Here is a 16,545-nt window from a genome sequence, read left to right on the forward strand (position 1 = left end):
GGTTTGGGCGGGGTCGAACAGCAAGGTGCCGCGGCCGTCGGTGCGGCGGCTGGTCAGCAGTCCTTTGCTGTTCCAGTGTTTGATCGTTGTTATTGTGACGCCGAACTTTTCGGCGGTCTCATCGGTGGTGAGCCAGCCGTTGTCGCGAAGCCGCTGATGGTGGCTGGGGATGTTGCGGGCATGACACAGTGCGCGCAGCCGTGTCGCGGTGAACGGTTTGTCCCAGCCGGTGCGGCGGCCGCGTTCGTTGAGCAGCGCGGCGGTGGTGTGGTAGGGGTGCTCGTCGAGTAACTGGTCGGCGAGTTTCATGGTGTCGTCGGTGGTGGTGTGCAACTCCCAGGCGGTTCTCGGGCGAGGCAGTGTCATGGTGTGGTGCTGCCCGCCGGACAGGCGGACCGAGACGGTGATGTGCTGGCCGGTCTTGACGAGGGTGACGTCGGTGACCAGCAACCGGATCAGCCGTTTGCGTTCGCGCATGGGAGTGGCCGGGTCGTTCCACAGGGCCGGGAAATCGGCCGCCAGTGCGCGTATCCGGTCGCGGTGCGCGTTGTCCAGGGGACGCTCGGCATTGGTCTTGGCGGTATCGTAATCGTCTTTGGCGGTTGCGAGTTCACGCAGCGCGGTGTTGTAGTCGGCTTCGAGGTGGTCGGCGACGAGCCGGTTGGTGGGGTCGACGGCGAGGTAGCGGCGCCGGGCCAGATCGGCGGTGTGTTGGGCACGCTGGACGTGGGCGGCGCGGATACGATCGGCGTGCTCGGCCTGCGCGGTGATCTCATCGGTGACGGTGAGCGCTACCTCCAGCGCCAGTGGGGTGAGGCGGTCCAGGATCAGCTCGGCGACGGCGGTGTCCACCCCTGCGCCACACACGTTTTGACAGACCGGGGTGCCGGTGGCGATTCCTTCACGCTGGCACGCGTAGTCGGGTACCAGTGTGCCGTTGCAGCGTTTGTGGTAGCGCACGGTCATCCGCTTTCCGCACTTACCGCAGACGACCAGCCCTTGTAGCAGGGCGGGGCCTTCCCGGGCGGGTCCGGCCTTGCGGTCGTCACCGTGGGTGGCGGCGTTGGCGGCCAGAGTGGCCTGGTTGGCGTCGAATTGGGCGAAGGTGATGTATCCGGGGTGGGCGTCGGGCAGCAGCACGGTCCATTCTTCGCGGGGTTTGACGATGGTGCGCACCGTGCCGTTGGGTGCGCTCAGGTGGCGTTTGCGTCCGTAGCAGTAGGCGCCGGCGTATCGGGGGTTGTGCAAGGTGTCGAGCACATGGTCGTGGCCCAACGGTTTCCAGTAAAGCTGGCCGGCGCGTGGGCCGGTGAGGTGACGCGCGGGGAAGGTCAGCTGCTGGGCGGCGAAGGCTTTGACGACCGCGCGAGCCGATCCGGTCCGGGTGAATTCGTCGAACAGGTGGGTGAGCGCGTCGCGGACGCCGGTGTCGGGGTCGAGTACGACGTCGCCGGCTGGGTCGTAGACCAGCCCGATCGGTAGGCGCACCGGCAGTTGCCCGCGGCGGGCCTTGGCCAGCAGCCCACCCTGCATCCGGGCCTGTAAGAAGTGCAGTTCGGCCTCGCTCATCGTGCCTTTGAGGCCCAGCAGCAGCCGATCGTTGAAATCGCACGGGTCATACAGGCCGTCTTCGTCGCAGATCAAGGTGTTGTTCAGGGCGCAGATCTGCAGCAGCTTGTGCCAGTCGGCGTTGTTTCGGGCCAGCCGTGAGCATTCCAACCCGAGCACGATCCCGGCCTTGCCCAGTGAGACGTCGGCGACGAGTCGCTGGAAGCCTTCCCGGTCGGCAGCACTGGCGCCGGAGTGGCCCTGGTCAACGTCGATGACGATGACGTTGCCGTGGTCCCAGCCCAGCGCGGTGGCCTTGCTGCGCAGGTCGTACTGGCGGCGCGCCGATTCGGTGTTGTTGACGACCTGATACAACGTCGATTGCCGGACATACAGATAGGCATCGCGGCGCAGATGCGCGACGGTGACCTTGGAGGAGGTGTCGTTCACGAGACGTTTCCTTTCACGGGCCAGGGGTGAGCACGGGTGATCGATGACCGGGGTCGGCTTTAGTTGGCGTGTGCCAACGTCATCGCCGCCAGCACCGCGACGATGTCGGCGGTCACGGCAGGCAGAAACGCACAGCAGGCCGAGGGATCTTCACCTCCTTTGGTGCTGGGAATCGACGTGGATGGGGTCGTGGTGGACAAGGTCGAGGCCTGCGCTTGCGTTCCTGCCGTGCCATCGAGACCGGCACCGGCGGTGGGCCACGCGCGCATCCAGGCGGCCATCCCCTTGGTGGCCAGCACACCCCAGCCCAGCCGCCAGCCGTCGGTATGACCGGCCAGCACCTGGGCACGCAACTGTTCGTAGCCTTGAACCAGTTCCAGCGGATCGCCGCCGAAATCCCCGACGGTGTTGCGGTCAGGGACTTTTCGAACCCTGGTCGGGCTCCCCGGCCCGACCAAGCGCGCGTTCGATCGAGCGGGGATGCACCCGTAGACCGAACCGCGCCAGCACCGATTCCGCCAACTGGGACGGCCGCAGTGTCGCATCGGCTTCCCGCAGCGACTGGATGTGGTCGATGACCTCGCTGGTGAGTTTGTGCGCGCCACGCGGGCCCGGTTTGGCCGGCACCAACGCCGGCAACCCACCGGCAGCCAGCGCGGCCGCCGCCTGGTAGTAGGACTGCCGCGAGAACCCGAATGCCGCAGCGGCCGCACTCACACTCGCGCCGTCTTTGTTGACCCGACGCAGCATCTCGTATTTGACCTGCACCACGTCGCGTGCATCGAAGAAATCGTCCGCGGCGAACACCTCGTCGGCCACGGCCTCCGGATGCGGATTCAACGTCCTGCCGGCGCGCAGCGCATCGGCCTTCGTATCGTTGCTGCGCCGGCTGCTCACGTCGCCTCCCTAACTTGACTGTCCATGTAATTATGCCTTTAGCAATCTTCGCAATCGCATCGACACGCCATCGCAGCGGCCAGATACACGCTATAACAACAGTCAGTGCTGCCATGGTGAGAAGATGCGACCCCAGATGCGGCATAATCCGCATGACAGTCACGGCGTAATCTCCCTGACATCCGATGCGTCGCCCGAGGACAGCCGCGCTATCAAATCGGCCAGTTCCAACAGTCGCGCGACGTGAAACGGCGCACGGCCGGCGGCGACCACCACAAACGGGTCCTCGGCCGCCATGTCGGTCCACTCCACCGGCAGCGAGACCAGCGCCCCGCCCTCATCGCAGACATAGACCCGCTCGCGGTCCCAGTTCTTACGCCGCTTCACGAACTCCAGCCGGCGACCGAACAACGGATGGAACCGGTGCGTCACCAGCACCTGCGTCCAACAAGCCGAATCGTCGGTATCAGGTGTACTCGACGGTCCTATCGAACGCGGCCACCGAGGGCTACAACCGCCTCGTCAAACAGGTCAAACGCGCCGCCTGCGGCTTCCGCAACCCCACCAACTCGGCCCGCCGGATACGCTTCCACTGCACCCGCAAACAGCGGGCCGCAACCCGGACTTGCAGCTGATTGCCCGGTCAAAATCGAAGAGCCGTGAAACCGCCTCAAATCGGTGCGACACGGCGCGACCGGTGAGACGTGCTACCGCCTTCGACCTGGACTTTTGAGATCACATGAACACGCGAAAACCCCTGGCCCGTAGCTCATAACTCAGGGGTCCGGGGCGACAGGCGGCTCGACACTTCGCTACAGTGCGGACTCATCCGGGGTGGTCATTCCGTCGGGAATCGGTTTCCTGGCTTTATGATTCGTGGTTCAGGTGTGCGCCGGAAAAGACGCGAGGGCCGTTTCCACCTCGTGAAGGTCTCGCTCGTTGCATTGTGTCCAGCGCTGCTCGTCGGCGTCGAAGTGAGTAAGGAAGGCATAGCGGCTGCGGATGGTGGCGATCCAGTCCTTCAGACGCACGGGCTTGGTGAGGTAGCCGATGTCTTCTTGACGGAACTCGCGCTCGTCCCGGGGCCTGAGGATCTCCTGCGGATCGACTGGCTTGGTTCCGCGGCAGTCGACTACGACGTCGCGGTAGACCTTGAGCACCCAGAGCCGGCGGACGAGGGACTCATCGAACGCGCCCGAAGTTGCGAACCACTGCAGATCGTAGAGGTCTCGTGCCAGCGACACTCGGCGGTAGCGTGCGAGCTTCTCGGCGACGGCCTCCTCGACGCGCACTACGGGAGTCGTCGGCAGGACGAAGTCGTACCTGTCGTGGATCGGCAGCCGTACTGGGTCGAGCATCTCTGGTGCCAGGCTGAGCGCGTGTCGCGCTAGCTCTATCTTGGCACCCAGCTGCGGCCGGCCGAACGGCGTGTCGACCAACAGGTCACCACGCCGACCGTCATCACCGAGATTTTCAATCGCGAAAATGAAGCCGTCGACCTCGACGCGGTCGAGAGCCTGCAAAGCGGCGAGCGCCACCTGTTCATCGGGCGCGGCGAAGTCGAGGTCGGTCGAGAAACGGCCAGCGTTGCCTGCTCTAAACTTTCGCAGCGCGGTGCCGCCCTTGAAAACCAGGCCGCGTGCGAAGAGCCCGGCGTTGTGAAGCAGATGCAACGCGTGATCCTGGGCAATGTCGAGAAGAGCGGCATCGCGTCCACCCCTGACGCCTTGATAGTGGCGCGCGAGGTGCCCCTCGGTAATCCGGGTCACGATCCGGTGCCCACGGTGAGGTATCGGTGCAGCAGGGTGTCGTTGACGTTGGTCTCGGCGTCGAAGAAACCTGCACCGGCGACACGCGGTCCAAGCCAGACCGTCTCTGTCGCCGGGTAGGTAGCGACGATCGCGGCTCGGGCGTCGTTGGTGCCTGCCGACCCGAGAAGGTATGCGGCACGCTGCGCCGCTGCACGCGGCCTAGTCTTCAGCAAGCCGATGACGGTATCGAGGTTCACGCGCGGGACGGCATCGGGCAGCCATTGGCTGAGGCCGGCTACGTCCTTGTAGGCCGACGGGCGCACCGCAATACCGACGATCAGTCCCTCGAGGTTCCATGACGGCAGTCCGTTGACCGTCGTCAGCCCGGCGTCGGGCAACTCGATGCGGACGTACCGCCAATCACCGGCAAGTGCTTTAGGAAAGGGTTGCTCGGCCGGCAGGGCGACGACTTCTTGCTCCGGTAACCGCTGGGCCAGCCCGAGGACCGATGCAGCTGTTTCCATTGCCAGCACACCGCGCCAATCAGGGTCCACGGCGCGCTGCGCGCGGAACTCGATGAAGCGATCACCAGAGCCGTAGGCACCACCGCGCGCCCCGGGAAGGAACTCCCAAGCGTGGCGGGTGCGCAGTTTTCCCAGCCAGCCGCCGCGCTGGAGTTCGTAGGCGAGGCGCTGTGTCGCCGCTTCGTCACCGGCAAGCCCGACTTGGCGCATGACCGCGGCCAGCCGACCTGACGTCACGACCAGGTCGCCGTCGAGTTCGAGCTGCTCGACCACGTCGGCGACCGAGCGCGGGATGACTCGAGCCACTGTCAATCACCACCTCTCTTTGGTCAATATTAACGAACTGCGGTTGCAGATGACAGTCCTAATTGGAGCGGCGTGCGGAGAACATGCCGTCTATGGGGGCGGTCCGGCGCGTTGACGCCGTCAACACGCCGAACCGAAACCCGCAGGTGACGAACTGCACTGAAATCGATCGAAGGAGATCGAAGCCGCTGGTAGAGACGTTGATGGACACCGAATCCAGGGGTTCGAGTCCCCTTAGCTCCACTTTTCGGACACCTGGGTGTCCTTACTGGAACCACCCTGAACTTCGTTCTGCGATGGTGCGTCCCGGTGAGCGCATAGATGCCCGTCTGTCCATTCGCGTGGGCTGCCCATGGGGAGCGGCCGCCGTCGCCAGGCAACCCTTTGGGACAGGATTTGATTGACGCCAAGTCTCTGGGTTTTCAGACACGGGCCTCTGCTGGTCGCGGCAGCGACAGCCCGGGCGGGCTGGCTGAGGATCGATCTGGCTTACCGGCGCTCGGCGGGCTCGCCGTAGCGTTCCTGAGCGGCCTGGCGGCTGGTGCCGAGCATGGCTGCGATCTGAGTCCACGTGTGCCCGTGTTCTCGGGCCTCGGCCACGGCATCGGCCAACTCCACCTGACTGCTGGCAACAGCGCGTACGGCGTCACCGATGCGGCGCAACCGACTGGCATCGGCGTCCGGCGAAGCGATAGCCGCGGGGTCGAGCGAGTCGAGCCACCGCTCGGCGGCCTCGGCGGCTTGCTGGAGCTGTTCACGGGTTCGGGGCATGTCCATCACCTCTTTAAGTGCTCGTAGAACTTGGGACTTGGGGCGGAGCGCCATGGCGTGGATCGCCACCGGCTGGCCGTCGTCATCGGCGAACAACGACCTCAAGGAGTCGGTCGGTTCGGTCGGCACCGATGTCGAGGTCACGGTCGCCCTGGCTCACGACGCGGATAGCGTTGCGGACTGCGTGCTCGATTTCTTCGTCAGCAACGCCGTGTTTACGGGCGTTGCCTGCGGTCTCCACATGCGCAGGTTACCTTGCCCGCCGTCCCATGTGCAAGTTACCTTGCGCATCTCCGAGGCTGCGCGCGGACCCGGGGAGAAGGGGGATTTGATACTCCTGTTTCTCTCCTAGTCAGACCTTTACTCGGGATCTCGCCTTTGCCGAGACTATGGACCGGCCCGGGTCAGGCGGCAGCGCCAGGCGGGCGAGCGCCGCGCCCGGGCCATCCCGGGTTTCATGCACCATGCGGGACTCGCCCGTACGGCATGGTCGTTTAACGCTCAGACCATCCAGCCTCGTCGCGTTCGTAGCCGGACGTTTCGCCGGCGAAGCGCCGTGCCGACGGTTGTGTGCGAGACGTCGAAGCGAGCGCCGAGCCACGCGAGCGAACGGCCAGTCGCCTACAGCATTGCGGCTTCGCTGACCTGTTCATTGTTCAGACCTTGGCGGCGGATGGTGATGCCCTGCTCACGGAGGACCGTGGCGACACGAGTCTTAGAGATGCCGTAGCGAGCGCCGATTTGCTGGGTGGTTTCGCCGGCTTCGTAGCGCTGCACGATGTCGGTGATGTCTTCGGCGGCCAGGAACCGTTTGGAGCGCGGTTTCAGGCCATCATCGGGGGATGAGGGTGGACAAGCGGGTGATTCGTTGACCCGCTTGCGCAGATCAGTCCATCCTTTACAGAGGTGGCCAAGGTTCGAGTACGTTCCTATTGCCTCCCTATTGCCTCCACCAGTGAAGAATCCGTCGTGAACACGCCTTATTCTTGATTTTGGCGTTTGCTGTCCGCGTCGTCTGGGTCGATATTTGACGACAACGAGCGGATGGGGATCACTTCCTGGATATTGATGTATCGGCCGCGGTTGCCGGAACGGGCGAATCCAGTTTGTCGAAAACAGCGAGTGTGGACTGTCGAAAACGACGAGTATGAGTGGTCGGAAATGTAGACTGGTGTCATGTTCGACTATCGCGCACGCATCGTCGACGCCGAGTTGTCCGAGCGGCTGACCTCGATCGGTGCTGTCCTCATCGATGGGCCGAAGGGCTGCGGGAAGACGGAAACCGCCCTCCAGCGGGCGAAGAGTTCAGTCCGCTTCGACACCGACCCGAACGCGCGGGCGCTCCTGGGACTCAACCCGGATGAGCTGTTCGACCAAGAGACGCCGATCCTTTTCGATGAATGGCAGCGCGCGCCGGAGATATGGGACCAGGTGCGGCGGCATGTCGATGATCAGCGCCGTCGCGGCCTGTACATCCTGACCGGATCGGCGACTCCGAGATATGAGCGCGAATTGCACTCCGGCGCGGGTCGGATCGGCACGCTCCGGATGCGGCCGATGACCCTATTCGAATCCGGCCATTCGACGGGTGAGGTTTCGCTGGCTGCTCTGCTGCGCGGCGAAGACCAGAAGGCGAAGCGAACCGCGATGACGGTCCCGGGCCTCATGGAGCGGATCGTCATCGGCGGCTGGCCGGCGTTGCTCGATCAGTCCGAGCGCAGTGCCCGGGGGTGGCTTGCCGACTACCTTGCCCAGATCGTCGACATCGACATTCCTGAGCTCGGCACCGGCAAGCGCACTCCGGACCGAGTACGCCGTGCGCTCGCATCGCTCGGGCGATCCGTCGGGACAGCGATCAAAGTCACCGCACTAGGCGCAGACATCGCCGGTGACGATCACCGGGCTCCGGCAAAGGAGACGGTGAACTCCTACCTCGACGCGCTTGACCGTCTCAAGCTGACCGAGAACTCGCCGGCGTGGAAGCCGCACATGCGTTCGCGCACCGAACTACGCGAGGCGCCGGTCCGTTACTTCGTCGACCCGTCGCTGGGCACCGCCGCGCTCAAGGTTGGATCGCGGGATCTGCTCGCCGACCTCGAGGCCGCCGGATTCCACTTTGAGGCGATGGCAGTCCGCGACGTTCGCACCTATGCGCAACCGCTCGGCGGCGCGGTGTACACCTGGCGCGAGTCTCACGGTCGTAAGGAAGTCGACGCGATCGTCGACACACCGGATGGTTGGGCCGCATTCGAGGTGAAGCTGACGGGCGATCAAAACGTCGTCGACAGGGCGGCGAAGGGCCTCCTAAACTTCGCGACCGACGTGGATGCCTCGAAGCATGGCAGCCCGTCCGCTCTCGTTGTCGTGACTGCGACAGGCGGTGGTGGAAAACGAACCGATGGGGTTCATGTCGTGCCGATCTCGGCACTGGGGCCGTAGCCGCCAACGCGTGGCCCACCGGAGCAGATCCGGGCGGGCTCCGCCGGATTGACGACATTTTTGACGACAACCGTGACGACAATTGGACACGCAACTACGTCGCCTACACTGCAAAATCGCAGTTAAAGTTAAAGCGCCTGGTAAACGGCATCTGCACGCTCCTGGCAGTGTGGGGGTCAGGGGTCGAGTCCCCTTAGCTCCACCGAGAAAGTCCAGCTCAAGGGTATTTTCTACCCTCGGTCCACTGTTACGTAGCAGTCCGTAACCAGTCCTGAGTAACAGCGCTAAAAACGGAAATCAGCACTTGAATCCGGCTTTTTCAGTCCGCCTTGCGCAGAGGGGCTCTCCTTATCTTCAGCAGCCATGACACGCTGGCGTGTGAGCCCCCAGCCGCGGCGGGATAATGCGTGAGATCAAGACGAAGTACGGGCCTGGCAGAATCGCGACCTCCGCGGACAAGTCGCACATCGTCCACCGGCCTGTGACCAAATCGTCAATCCTGAGTTCTGAAGAGAATCCCAGCGTCGAACTCGACATCAAGACCTCTGGACACGGTTTCCCGCCGAGGGCTACGCGGCGCGCTTCACCGCCACCTTGAGATCGTGCGGCAGGCAGGCCGTCGTCTTTCTGCACGGAGGCATGGTACGACTGCTGGTGTCATCCCTCTGGCATCAATACACCATCTGCCCCACCGGTCACAACATCGGTGAACTGCCCTAGCGGCTTCCGCGTGGCGCCTCGGCGTGCTTACCTTCGCTCGTTAGCCTGGCCGCATCCGACGAGGGAGAAACGTCAATGTTGGTCCTGCACGGGTTCTGGTCCCCTACGGACGGGCTATGCCTTTGGGCGGAGGATTCCGCGCTCGCGGTGACGAGTCCCAGCGAAGCGTTGCGTGCGGCGCGCCCGCATCCGTTCGCCGCGGACGCCGATGCCATCGCCCCGATCCACACCGGCAAACCAGGAACCGCGGTTTTGTTGTTGCCGTCGTTGCGGAAGTCGCCGCTGGACTCACCGGAGTTGTTCCGGATCACGCCCCGCCCGGCACCAAGAATCGAACCTGTTTTGCTGCCATGGACGGTTCCGACGATGTCCCTGCCCGCCGCGTCGGCGCTGACCGCGCTGGAGGAGCCCGCCGCCGACGTACGGTACGGGGCATCCGTGAGGTACCTGGCCGAACTGGCGGCCTTCGCGCGGGAGCTGGCGGAGCGCGGCCGGGTCCTGCCCGCGCTGTCCCGCGACGAGCATGGGCCCAGTGCGTTCTGGCGGCCGGTCGTGCAGGGTCCCGATGTGGTGGCCCTGAATGCGCTGATCGCCGCGATGCCACCGGTATGCCGGGCGGTGCCGACGGCCCAGGACGGCCACGAGCTGGCCACCTCGGCGTTGCATGCCTTCGCGGATGCGGCGGTGCGAACGATGCTGCCGGCCGGGATCGACCTCATCCCGCCCCGGCGTGGCCGTCGCCCGAAAACCGTTCCGGCCGAGGAAGCCTGGCTGACTGCGCTGACCGCCCCGGATGGCCGGTTCGAGGCGGACCCGGGCGAACTCGACGCGCTGGCCGTGGCACTGCAACCGTGGGATGACATCGGCGCGGACGGGCCGGGCCCGGCAAGGGCGATGTTCCGGCTCACCGAAATCGAAGAGCGGCTCGACCAACAGCCCGGCTGGCGGCTGGAGTTCCTGCTGCAATCCATGGCCGACCCCAGCCTGTTGGTACCCGCGGAGCAGACCTGGGACGAGAATGGCGGCCTGCGCCGCTGGCTGGACCGCCCCCAGGAACTCCTGCTCGCCGAGCTCGGCCGCGCCGTCCGCATCTACCCCGCACTCGCGCCCGCCCTGCGAACGGCGCGTCCATCGGAGATTTCCCTGGACGCCGATGGCGCCTACCACTTCCTGTCCACCGCCGCGCCACTGCTCGACGAGGCGGGGTTCGGCGTTCTGCTGCCGTCATGGTGGGACCGGCGCCGCAAGCTGGGGCTCGCCGTGTCGGCGTCCACACCGGTCGACGGTGTGGTGGGCGGCACACGCAGATTCGGTCGCGACCAGCTGGTCGATTTCCACTGGGAACTCGCGATCGGTGACGAGACCCTGACCGAGGACGAGATCACCGCGCTCGCCGAGACCAAGGCCCCGCTGATCCGGCTGCGCGGCCAGTGGGTGGCGGTGGACCCCGATCAGCTGCGCCGAGGGCTGGACTTCCTGGCGAAGAACCCGACCGGCCAAGCGACCACGGCCGAGATCCTCGCCCTGGCCGCCGGCCATCCCGACGACACCGACACCCCGCTGGAAGTCACCGCGGTGCGCGCCGACGGCTGGCTCGGCGACCTGCTCAGCGGGGCGGCAGCCCAATCGCTGCAGCCGCTGGCACCTCCGCCGGAGTTCGCCGCGACGCTGCGTCCCTACCAGCAGCGGGGACTGTCCTGGCTGGCGTTTCTGTCCTCGCTCGGGCTGGGCAGCTGCCTGGCCGACGATATGGGGCTGGGCAAGACGGTGCAGTTGCTCGCCCTGGAGTCCGCGCAACGTCACGACGAGCCCGCCACCGCGCCGACACTGCTGCTGTGCCCGATGTCGTTGGTGGGCAACTGGCAACGGGAAGCCGCGAAATTCGCACCGACACTGAGGGTTTACGCCCACCACGGCACGGCACGGCTGCGCGGTGAGGCGCTGCGCGATCATCTCGCTGACACCGACGTCGTGGTCACCACTTATGCCACCGCGACCCGCGATATCGATGAGCTCGCCGGATTCGGTTGGAACCGGGTCGTGCTCGATGAGGCGCAGGCGGTGAAGAACAGTCTGTCCCGCGGGGCCAAGGCCGTGCGCCGGCTGAAGGCGGGGCACCGGGTGGCACTCACCGGGACCCCGGTCGAAAACCGGCTCGCCGAGCTGTGGTCCATCATGGACTTCCTCAACCCCGGTCTGCTCGGCTCGTCCGAGGTGTTCCGCACCAGATACGCGATCCCCGTCGAGCGGTACGGCCAGACCGAGCCGGCCGAGCGGCTGCGAAGGATCACCCGCCCCTACGTCCTGCGGCGGCTCAAGACCGACCCGACGATCATCGACGACCTGCCCGAGAAGATCGAGATCAAGCAGTACTGCCAGCTCACCATCGAACAGGCGTCCTTATATCAGTCCATCGTCGATGAGATGATGGAGAAGATCGAGCACACCGAGGGCATTGAGCGGCGCGGCAATGTGCTCGCGGCGATGGCCAAGCTCAAGCAGGTCTGTAACCATCCTGCGCAACTGCTGCATGACCGTTCGCCGGTCGGTGCGCGGTCGGGCAAGGTCATCCGGCTCGAGGAGATCCTGGAGGAGATTCTCGCCGAGGGTGACCGGGTGCTGTGCTTCACCCAGTTCACCGAATTCGCCGAGATGCTCGTGCCACACCTCGCGGCGCGGTTCGGGCAGGACGTGCTGTATCTGCACGGCGGCACCCCGAAGAAGCGGCGCGACGAAATGGTGGCACGCTTCCAGTCCGGTGAGGGGCCACCGATCTTCCTGCTGTCGCTGAAGGCCGGCGGCACCGGGCTCAACCTCACTGCGGCGAACCACGTTGTGCACCTGGATCGCTGGTGGAACCCGGCTGTGGAGAACCAGGCCACCGACCGCGCGTTCCGGATCGGCCAGAAGCGGAACGTCCAGGTGCGCAAATTCATTTGCACCGGAACGCTCGAAGAGAAGATCGACGACATGATCGAGGAGAAGAAGGCGCTGGCCGATCTCGTGGTCGGTGACGGGGAAGGTTGGCTGACGGAGCTGTCCACCGGTGATCTGCGCAAGCTGCTCGCCCTATCGGACGGGGCCGTCGGTGAGTGACTGGTTCCCCCCTCCGTCGCGGCCCCGCCCGGTGGACGGCGGTCTCAAAGCCCGCAGCACCCGCGGCGCGATCGCCCAGACCTGGTGGTCCCAGCGGTTCATCGGCGTCCTCGAAGGCATCGGGATGGGCAGCCGGCTGCAGCGCGGGCGGAGCTATGCCCGTAAGGGACAAGTGATTTCGATGGAGGTGGGTCCGGGCCTGGTCACCGCACAGGTGCAGGGCAGCCGGACGCGCCCCTACCGTGTGCGCATCGGTATCGGCGCATTCGGTAAGGCTGAGTGGGCGCAGGTCGAGGGTGCGCTGGCCGAAAACGCTTGGTATGCAGCCGCGTTGCTTTCCGGTGAGATGCCGGAGGATATCGAGGACGTCTTCGCGGGGCTGGGGCTTTCACTGTTCCCGGCAACCGCCCGCGAGCTGTCACTGGACTGTTCGTGCCCGGATGGCGCGGTGCCGTGCAAGCATCTGGCCGCGACGTTCTACCTGCTGGCCGAGTCGTTCGACGAAGATCCATTCGCCATCCTCGCCTGGCGTGGACGCGAGCGTGAGGATCTGCTGGCGAACCTGCAGGCTGCCCGGTCGGAGGGTCGCCCCGCTGCCGACCGTGCGGAGCCGCCGGGACGGCCGCTCACCGATTGCCTTGACTCCTATTTCATTCGTCAGGTCGACGTCCCATCGCCAGGCCCGCGGGTGACGTTATCGACGGCATTGCTCGATCAGCTTCCCGATGTCACTGTCGGGGTGCGTGGCCGGCCGCTGGTCGAGATCCTGCGGTCCGCGTATGCCGCGCTGAGCGAAGGCGGAGGTGACCGGTGATCGACCCGGTGGATAGAACGCCGCCACCGTCTCGGCGCCGCACCCGGCGTCCGGACGTGATGACCTACCAGGTCCGGGTCGATCTGGCAGGCACCACACCCCCGGCGTGGCGGGGCTGGAGGTTGCGTCTGACGTGTTTCTGGACGACGTGCACGAGATCATCCAGACAGCCTTCGGCTGGACCGACAGCCATCTGCACCGATTCGGCTGTGGCCCTGCCTATTACAGTGATGACACCTCCCGTAGGGGCAGTGCGGAAGTGCGCCGAGGCCGGCTTTGCGCCGGCCCTTGCGCAGCAGGTTGCGCGCCAGGAATCGTGCCGCCGTCCAGCCCTGTTCCCCGCTGTAGGCCGGGCCGGAATGCTCGATGCCGTAGTAGGCGTCGTAGATGTTGCCGGCGAGACGGTCGATCAGCTCCCTCACCTCCGATGGCGTGCTCATCCCAGGAACGGTTCCCTGTCGGGTGGTCGTGCGCACCTCGTCGAGGAGGAGGCATGGCGTCGTGCCGATCGGCCCGCTGGGCAACGATGAAAGTCCCTCGCCAGCAGAATATTTCGGCTTCGCCGACATCGCTGCCGCACTCGCTGGACGGCTGTTCGGCGATCGCCCGGCCGATGGGCGCCGTCACGGAGTGGGTCAGTGGGCACCGGAGAGGTTCAGCGTGACGACGCCGGCGATGATCAGGCCGACCCCGACGACCTTGGCGACCGACAGGGGGGAGCCGAGGAACAGCACGGCGATCAGCACGATCGCGGCCGTCCCGATCGCCGACCACAGCGCGTAGGCGACGTCGGTCTGCATACCGCGGGAGATCGACAACGCCAGCAGCGCGAACGCCACCGCGTACCCGGTCAGGCACACCGCCGTCGGCCAGAGCCGGCTGAAGCCGTCGGTGCTCTTGAGCAGGCTGGTCGCCACCACCTCGGCCAAGATCGCGCAGATGAGGAGTAGATAGCTCACGTCGCCTCCCGGTGTAGGGACCCCATGTAGGTGTGTACACGATGGGAGCGCCCGGGCGGTCACCCCGGCTCAGCCCTCGAACGCGGGGCCGTCGAAGCGTTCGCGGGTGACGAACTCGGCGACGGACCGGCGGCGCAGTCTGGTCGGCTGTCGCACCGGCTTGCCGAGCGGCACCAGCGCGGCGACCGCGTGCGTGTCGGGGATGCCCAGCAACCGGCGGACCTCGTCCTCGGCGGCGATGGCCATCGTGGTGATCGTGCCGCCGTAGCCCTCGTTGCGGGCGGCCAGCAGGATGTTCCACACCAGCGGGTAGACCGAGGCCCCACCGGCGATGCCGACGCGGTCCAGCTCCTGGTCGAGGACGGCGACCACGCCCAGGTCGACGGAGACGACCAGCAGCACCGGCGCGTTCGCCAGCGGCGCGACGAACGCGTCGGGAATCTCGGTCGCATCGATCACGTCCTGGGGCACCCCGCTGGGCCGCAGCGGATTCCACGGGCTCTCGCCGGCCATGAGCTGGGCGACGTAGCGGCGGGCGGCGGGCGCGCCCAGCTCGGCGAGCCGGCGGCGGGTCCGCGCGTCACGCACCACGGTGATGTGCGCGCCCTGCCGGTTGCCCCCGCTGGGGGCGAACCGGGCGTTGTCGAGGATGCGCGACAGCACGTCGTCGGGCAGCGTGTCGTCGGTGAACTCGCGCGCGGCGAACGCGGTTCGCATGACGTCGTAGAGGTCCACGGCGGGCCGGCTCACGAGGCCGCGGCGGCGCGCCGCTCCAGCCGGAAGGTGCGCCGGAAACCGGCCGGCTGCGTGGTGAGCGTGACCTGCACCGCACCGCCGGGGGCGATTTCGTAGCGCTCCTCGACGTCCGGCCCGTCGGTCCACCGGCCGACGGCGTGCCGCCCGAGGTCGGGGCGGTCATACAGGGCCGGGTCGAACGGGAAGTACACCGGGTCAAACGGCATCACGTCCCCGTCGGGACGGCCGTCGACCATGCGGCTGCACTCCACGAACCGGAAACACCCGATGTTGTGCGCGGCCCGGTAGCTGCGCCGGACGACCAGCGGGGAGTGCGCGTCGGCCGGCAGGGGCGCGTCCTTGGGCACGATCGGGTCGAAGACCACGCCGGTGCCGGCCTCGGCCTCGCGGAACACCCCGAAATGACGCGAGAAGCGTTCGGAGAGCTCGAAATCGGCCTCGGTGTCGAGGTGGACGGCCAGGCCGATGGCGGTCGCGGCGAACGGGTGCGGCGAGCGTTTGACGCGCTTGTCGCCGAAGGCCGCGCGCAGCGCCCGCGAGACCGGCGGGAAGCTGCCCGCCCCGCCCACCACGTAGATTCCCGCCACCTCCGACGTCGTCACCTCGTCTCCGGCGGCCGGGTCGCGCAGCACGCGACGCAGGATCTCGACGGTTTTGTCGACGAGCGGTGCGCAGGCCGCGTAGACGTCGTCGATCCCGCAGGCGAACGGCGGCCGGTCGACCGCCGTCAGGTCCACCAGGAAGCGGCGGGTCTGCGGCCCGACGGCCTCCTTGCGGGCGGCGCACTCCTCCCTGAGGAGGTCGCGGCGGCCGTCGTCCACCTCGCCCAGCCCGGATCCGGCGAGGACCAGGTCGACGATGGCCTCGTCGAAGTCGTCGCCGCCCAGGCGCTGGATGCCCTCGCTGAGGACGACGTCGTTCGCGGGCCCGGTCATCTTCAGCAGCGAGGCGTCGAAGGTGCCGCCGCCCAGGTCGTAGACGAGGACGTACTCGCGTCTGGCGGTGATGGTGGAGCGGTACCGGTGGGCGTACTCCAGGCTCGCGGCGGACGGCTCGTTGAGCAGGGCGACGACGTGGAAACCGGCCGCCACGAACGCGTCCAGGGTCAGGAACCGCTGGGCGCTCGAGGCATTGGCCGGCACGCTGATCGCGGCCTCGACGGTCTCACCCGGTGCGAGCCCGGCGTTGGACCGGTCGCAGAGGTCGCTTCTCAGCCGGGCCAGGAAGCCGGTGAGCAGGTCGGCCAGGCGGTGGCCGCGGCCGGCCAGGGTCACCTCGGTCTGCGGTCCGGCGTCGTTGAGCAGTCGCTTGAACGACCGCAGCACCGACCATCCCGGCTCGTGGCGGACCGCGGCGGCGTCCGCCCCGAACCGCAGCTCGCCGGCGGCGTTGCCCGCGACGAGCGAGGGCCAGGTGTCGACTCCGTCGAAGGACACGACCGGGTAGTTGCCCCTGTCGACGACCGCGGCGACGGTGTGGGTGGTGCCGAAGTCGATGCCGACTCGCATCGCCCG

At 66.6% G+C, this 16,545-nt stretch carries 16 protein-coding genes and 2 pseudogenes; 5 read left to right on the top strand and 13 right to left on the bottom strand.

Features of this window, described 5'->3' with window-relative positions:
• The 4 genes from FPZ47_RS14340 to FPZ47_RS14355 all read right to left on the bottom strand — a co-directional run.
• On the bottom strand, positions 1 to 1,998 hold a 1,998-nt coding region (locus FPZ47_RS14340; protein ID WP_144952203.1), incomplete at its 3' end, for a recombinase family protein.
• Positions 1,999 to 2,057: 59 nt separating this feature from the next.
• Positions 2,058 to 2,456, bottom strand: a complete 399-nt coding sequence (locus tag FPZ47_RS14345; RefSeq protein WP_144952205.1) for a hypothetical protein — start codon at positions 2,454 to 2,456, stop codon at positions 2,058 to 2,060.
• Positions 2,413 to 2,895, bottom strand: a complete 483-nt coding sequence (locus FPZ47_RS14350; RefSeq protein ID WP_144952207.1) for a helix-turn-helix domain-containing protein — start codon at positions 2,893 to 2,895, stop codon at positions 2,413 to 2,415. Before FPZ47_RS14350 ends, FPZ47_RS14345 begins: the two co-directional genes overlap by 44 nt.
• A 159-nt stretch (positions 2,896 to 3,054) precedes the next feature.
• Positions 3,055 to 3,333, bottom strand: coding sequence for a DUF5372 family protein (locus tag FPZ47_RS14355; protein WP_144952209.1), 279 nt, complete (start codon positions 3,331 to 3,333; stop codon positions 3,055 to 3,057).
• A 41-nt stretch (positions 3,334 to 3,374) separates the two neighbouring features.
• Here FPZ47_RS14355 and FPZ47_RS14360 point away from each other — a divergent pair.
• A pseudogene (locus FPZ47_RS14360) lies at positions 3,375 to 3,530 on the top strand (transposase); the annotation flags it as partial.
• Between the two features lie 246 nt (positions 3,531 to 3,776).
• On the opposite strand, the gene FPZ47_RS14365 reads toward FPZ47_RS14360, so the two are convergent.
• The 5 genes from FPZ47_RS14365 to FPZ47_RS29485 all read right to left on the bottom strand — a co-directional run bounded on the left by FPZ47_RS14365 (position 3,777) and on the right by FPZ47_RS29485 (position 7,024).
• Entirely contained in the window at positions 3,777 to 4,664 is an 888-nt protein-coding gene (locus tag FPZ47_RS14365) for a nucleotidyl transferase AbiEii/AbiGii toxin family protein (RefSeq protein WP_144952210.1), read from the bottom strand.
• Positions 4,661 to 5,476: a type IV toxin-antitoxin system AbiEi family antitoxin gene (locus FPZ47_RS14370; RefSeq protein WP_246133428.1), complete on the bottom strand. Its 816-nt coding sequence runs from the start codon at positions 5,474 to 5,476 to the stop codon at positions 4,661 to 4,663. The genes FPZ47_RS14365 and FPZ47_RS14370 overlap by 4 nt, the downstream gene beginning before the upstream one ends.
• Positions 5,477 to 5,965: 489 nt before the next feature.
• Complete coding sequence (locus FPZ47_RS28935; protein ID WP_210419908.1) at positions 5,966 to 6,343, bottom strand: hypothetical protein; 378 nt, start codon at positions 6,341 to 6,343, stop codon at positions 5,966 to 5,968.
• A complete protein-coding gene (locus FPZ47_RS14375; protein WP_210419909.1) occupies positions 6,330 to 6,488 on the bottom strand; it encodes a hypothetical protein in 159 nt (52 codons plus the stop codon). The genes FPZ47_RS28935 and FPZ47_RS14375 overlap by 14 nt, the downstream gene beginning before the upstream one ends.
• A gap of 380 nt (positions 6,489 to 6,868) precedes the next feature.
• Positions 6,869 to 7,024, bottom strand: coding sequence for a hypothetical protein (locus FPZ47_RS29485; protein WP_246133423.1), 156 nt, complete (start codon positions 7,022 to 7,024; stop codon positions 6,869 to 6,871).
• A 399-nt stretch (positions 7,025 to 7,423) separates the two neighbouring features.
• On the opposite strand from FPZ47_RS29485, the gene FPZ47_RS14385 reads away from it, so the two are divergent.
• The 4 genes and pseudogenes from FPZ47_RS14385 to FPZ47_RS30665 all read left to right on the top strand — a co-directional run.
• Positions 7,424 to 8,686, top strand: a complete 1,263-nt coding sequence (locus FPZ47_RS14385) for an ATP-binding protein (protein WP_168209451.1) — start codon at positions 7,424 to 7,426, stop codon at positions 8,684 to 8,686.
• Between the two features lie 795 nt (positions 8,687 to 9,481).
• Entirely contained in the window at positions 9,482 to 12,502 is a 3,021-nt protein-coding gene (locus FPZ47_RS14390; protein WP_144952214.1) for a DEAD/DEAH box helicase, read from the top strand.
• Entirely contained in the window at positions 12,495 to 13,316 is an 822-nt protein-coding gene (locus FPZ47_RS14395; RefSeq protein WP_144952239.1) for an SWIM zinc finger family protein, read from the top strand. Before FPZ47_RS14390 ends, FPZ47_RS14395 begins: the two co-directional genes overlap by 8 nt.
• 133 nt (positions 13,317 to 13,449) lie before the next feature.
• Positions 13,450 to 13,497, top strand: a pseudogene (locus tag FPZ47_RS30665) (hypothetical protein); the annotation flags it as partial.
• Here FPZ47_RS30665 and FPZ47_RS14405 read toward each other — a convergent pair.
• The 4 genes from FPZ47_RS14405 to FPZ47_RS14420 all read right to left on the bottom strand — a co-directional run bounded on the left by FPZ47_RS14405 (position 13,475) and on the right by FPZ47_RS14420 (position 16,539).
• Positions 13,475 to 13,756 (bottom strand): hypothetical protein, encoded by a 282-nt coding sequence (locus FPZ47_RS14405; RefSeq protein ID WP_246133425.1) that lies wholly within the window; start codon positions 13,754 to 13,756, stop codon positions 13,475 to 13,477. The pseudogene FPZ47_RS30665 and the gene FPZ47_RS14405 overlap by 23 nt on opposite strands.
• 195 nt (positions 13,757 to 13,951) lie before the next feature.
• Positions 13,952 to 14,275, bottom strand: a complete 324-nt coding sequence (locus FPZ47_RS14410; RefSeq protein ID WP_144952216.1) for a DMT family transporter — start codon at positions 14,273 to 14,275, stop codon at positions 13,952 to 13,954.
• Positions 14,276 to 14,344: 69 nt separating this feature from the next.
• Positions 14,345 to 15,010, bottom strand: coding sequence for a nitroreductase family protein (locus FPZ47_RS14415; protein ID WP_210419911.1), 666 nt, complete (start codon positions 15,008 to 15,010; stop codon positions 14,345 to 14,347).
• An 11-nt stretch (positions 15,011 to 15,021) separates the two neighbouring features.
• Entirely contained in the window at positions 15,022 to 16,539 is a 1,518-nt protein-coding gene (locus FPZ47_RS14420; RefSeq protein WP_144952218.1) for an Hsp70 family protein, read from the bottom strand.
• Positions 16,540 to 16,545 lie beyond the last annotated feature (6 nt).

Origin of the sequence: Mycobacterium helveticum, from assembly GCF_007714205.1 — a bacterium.
Classification (GTDB): Bacteria; Actinomycetota; Actinomycetes; order Mycobacteriales; family Mycobacteriaceae; genus Mycobacterium; species Mycobacterium helveticum.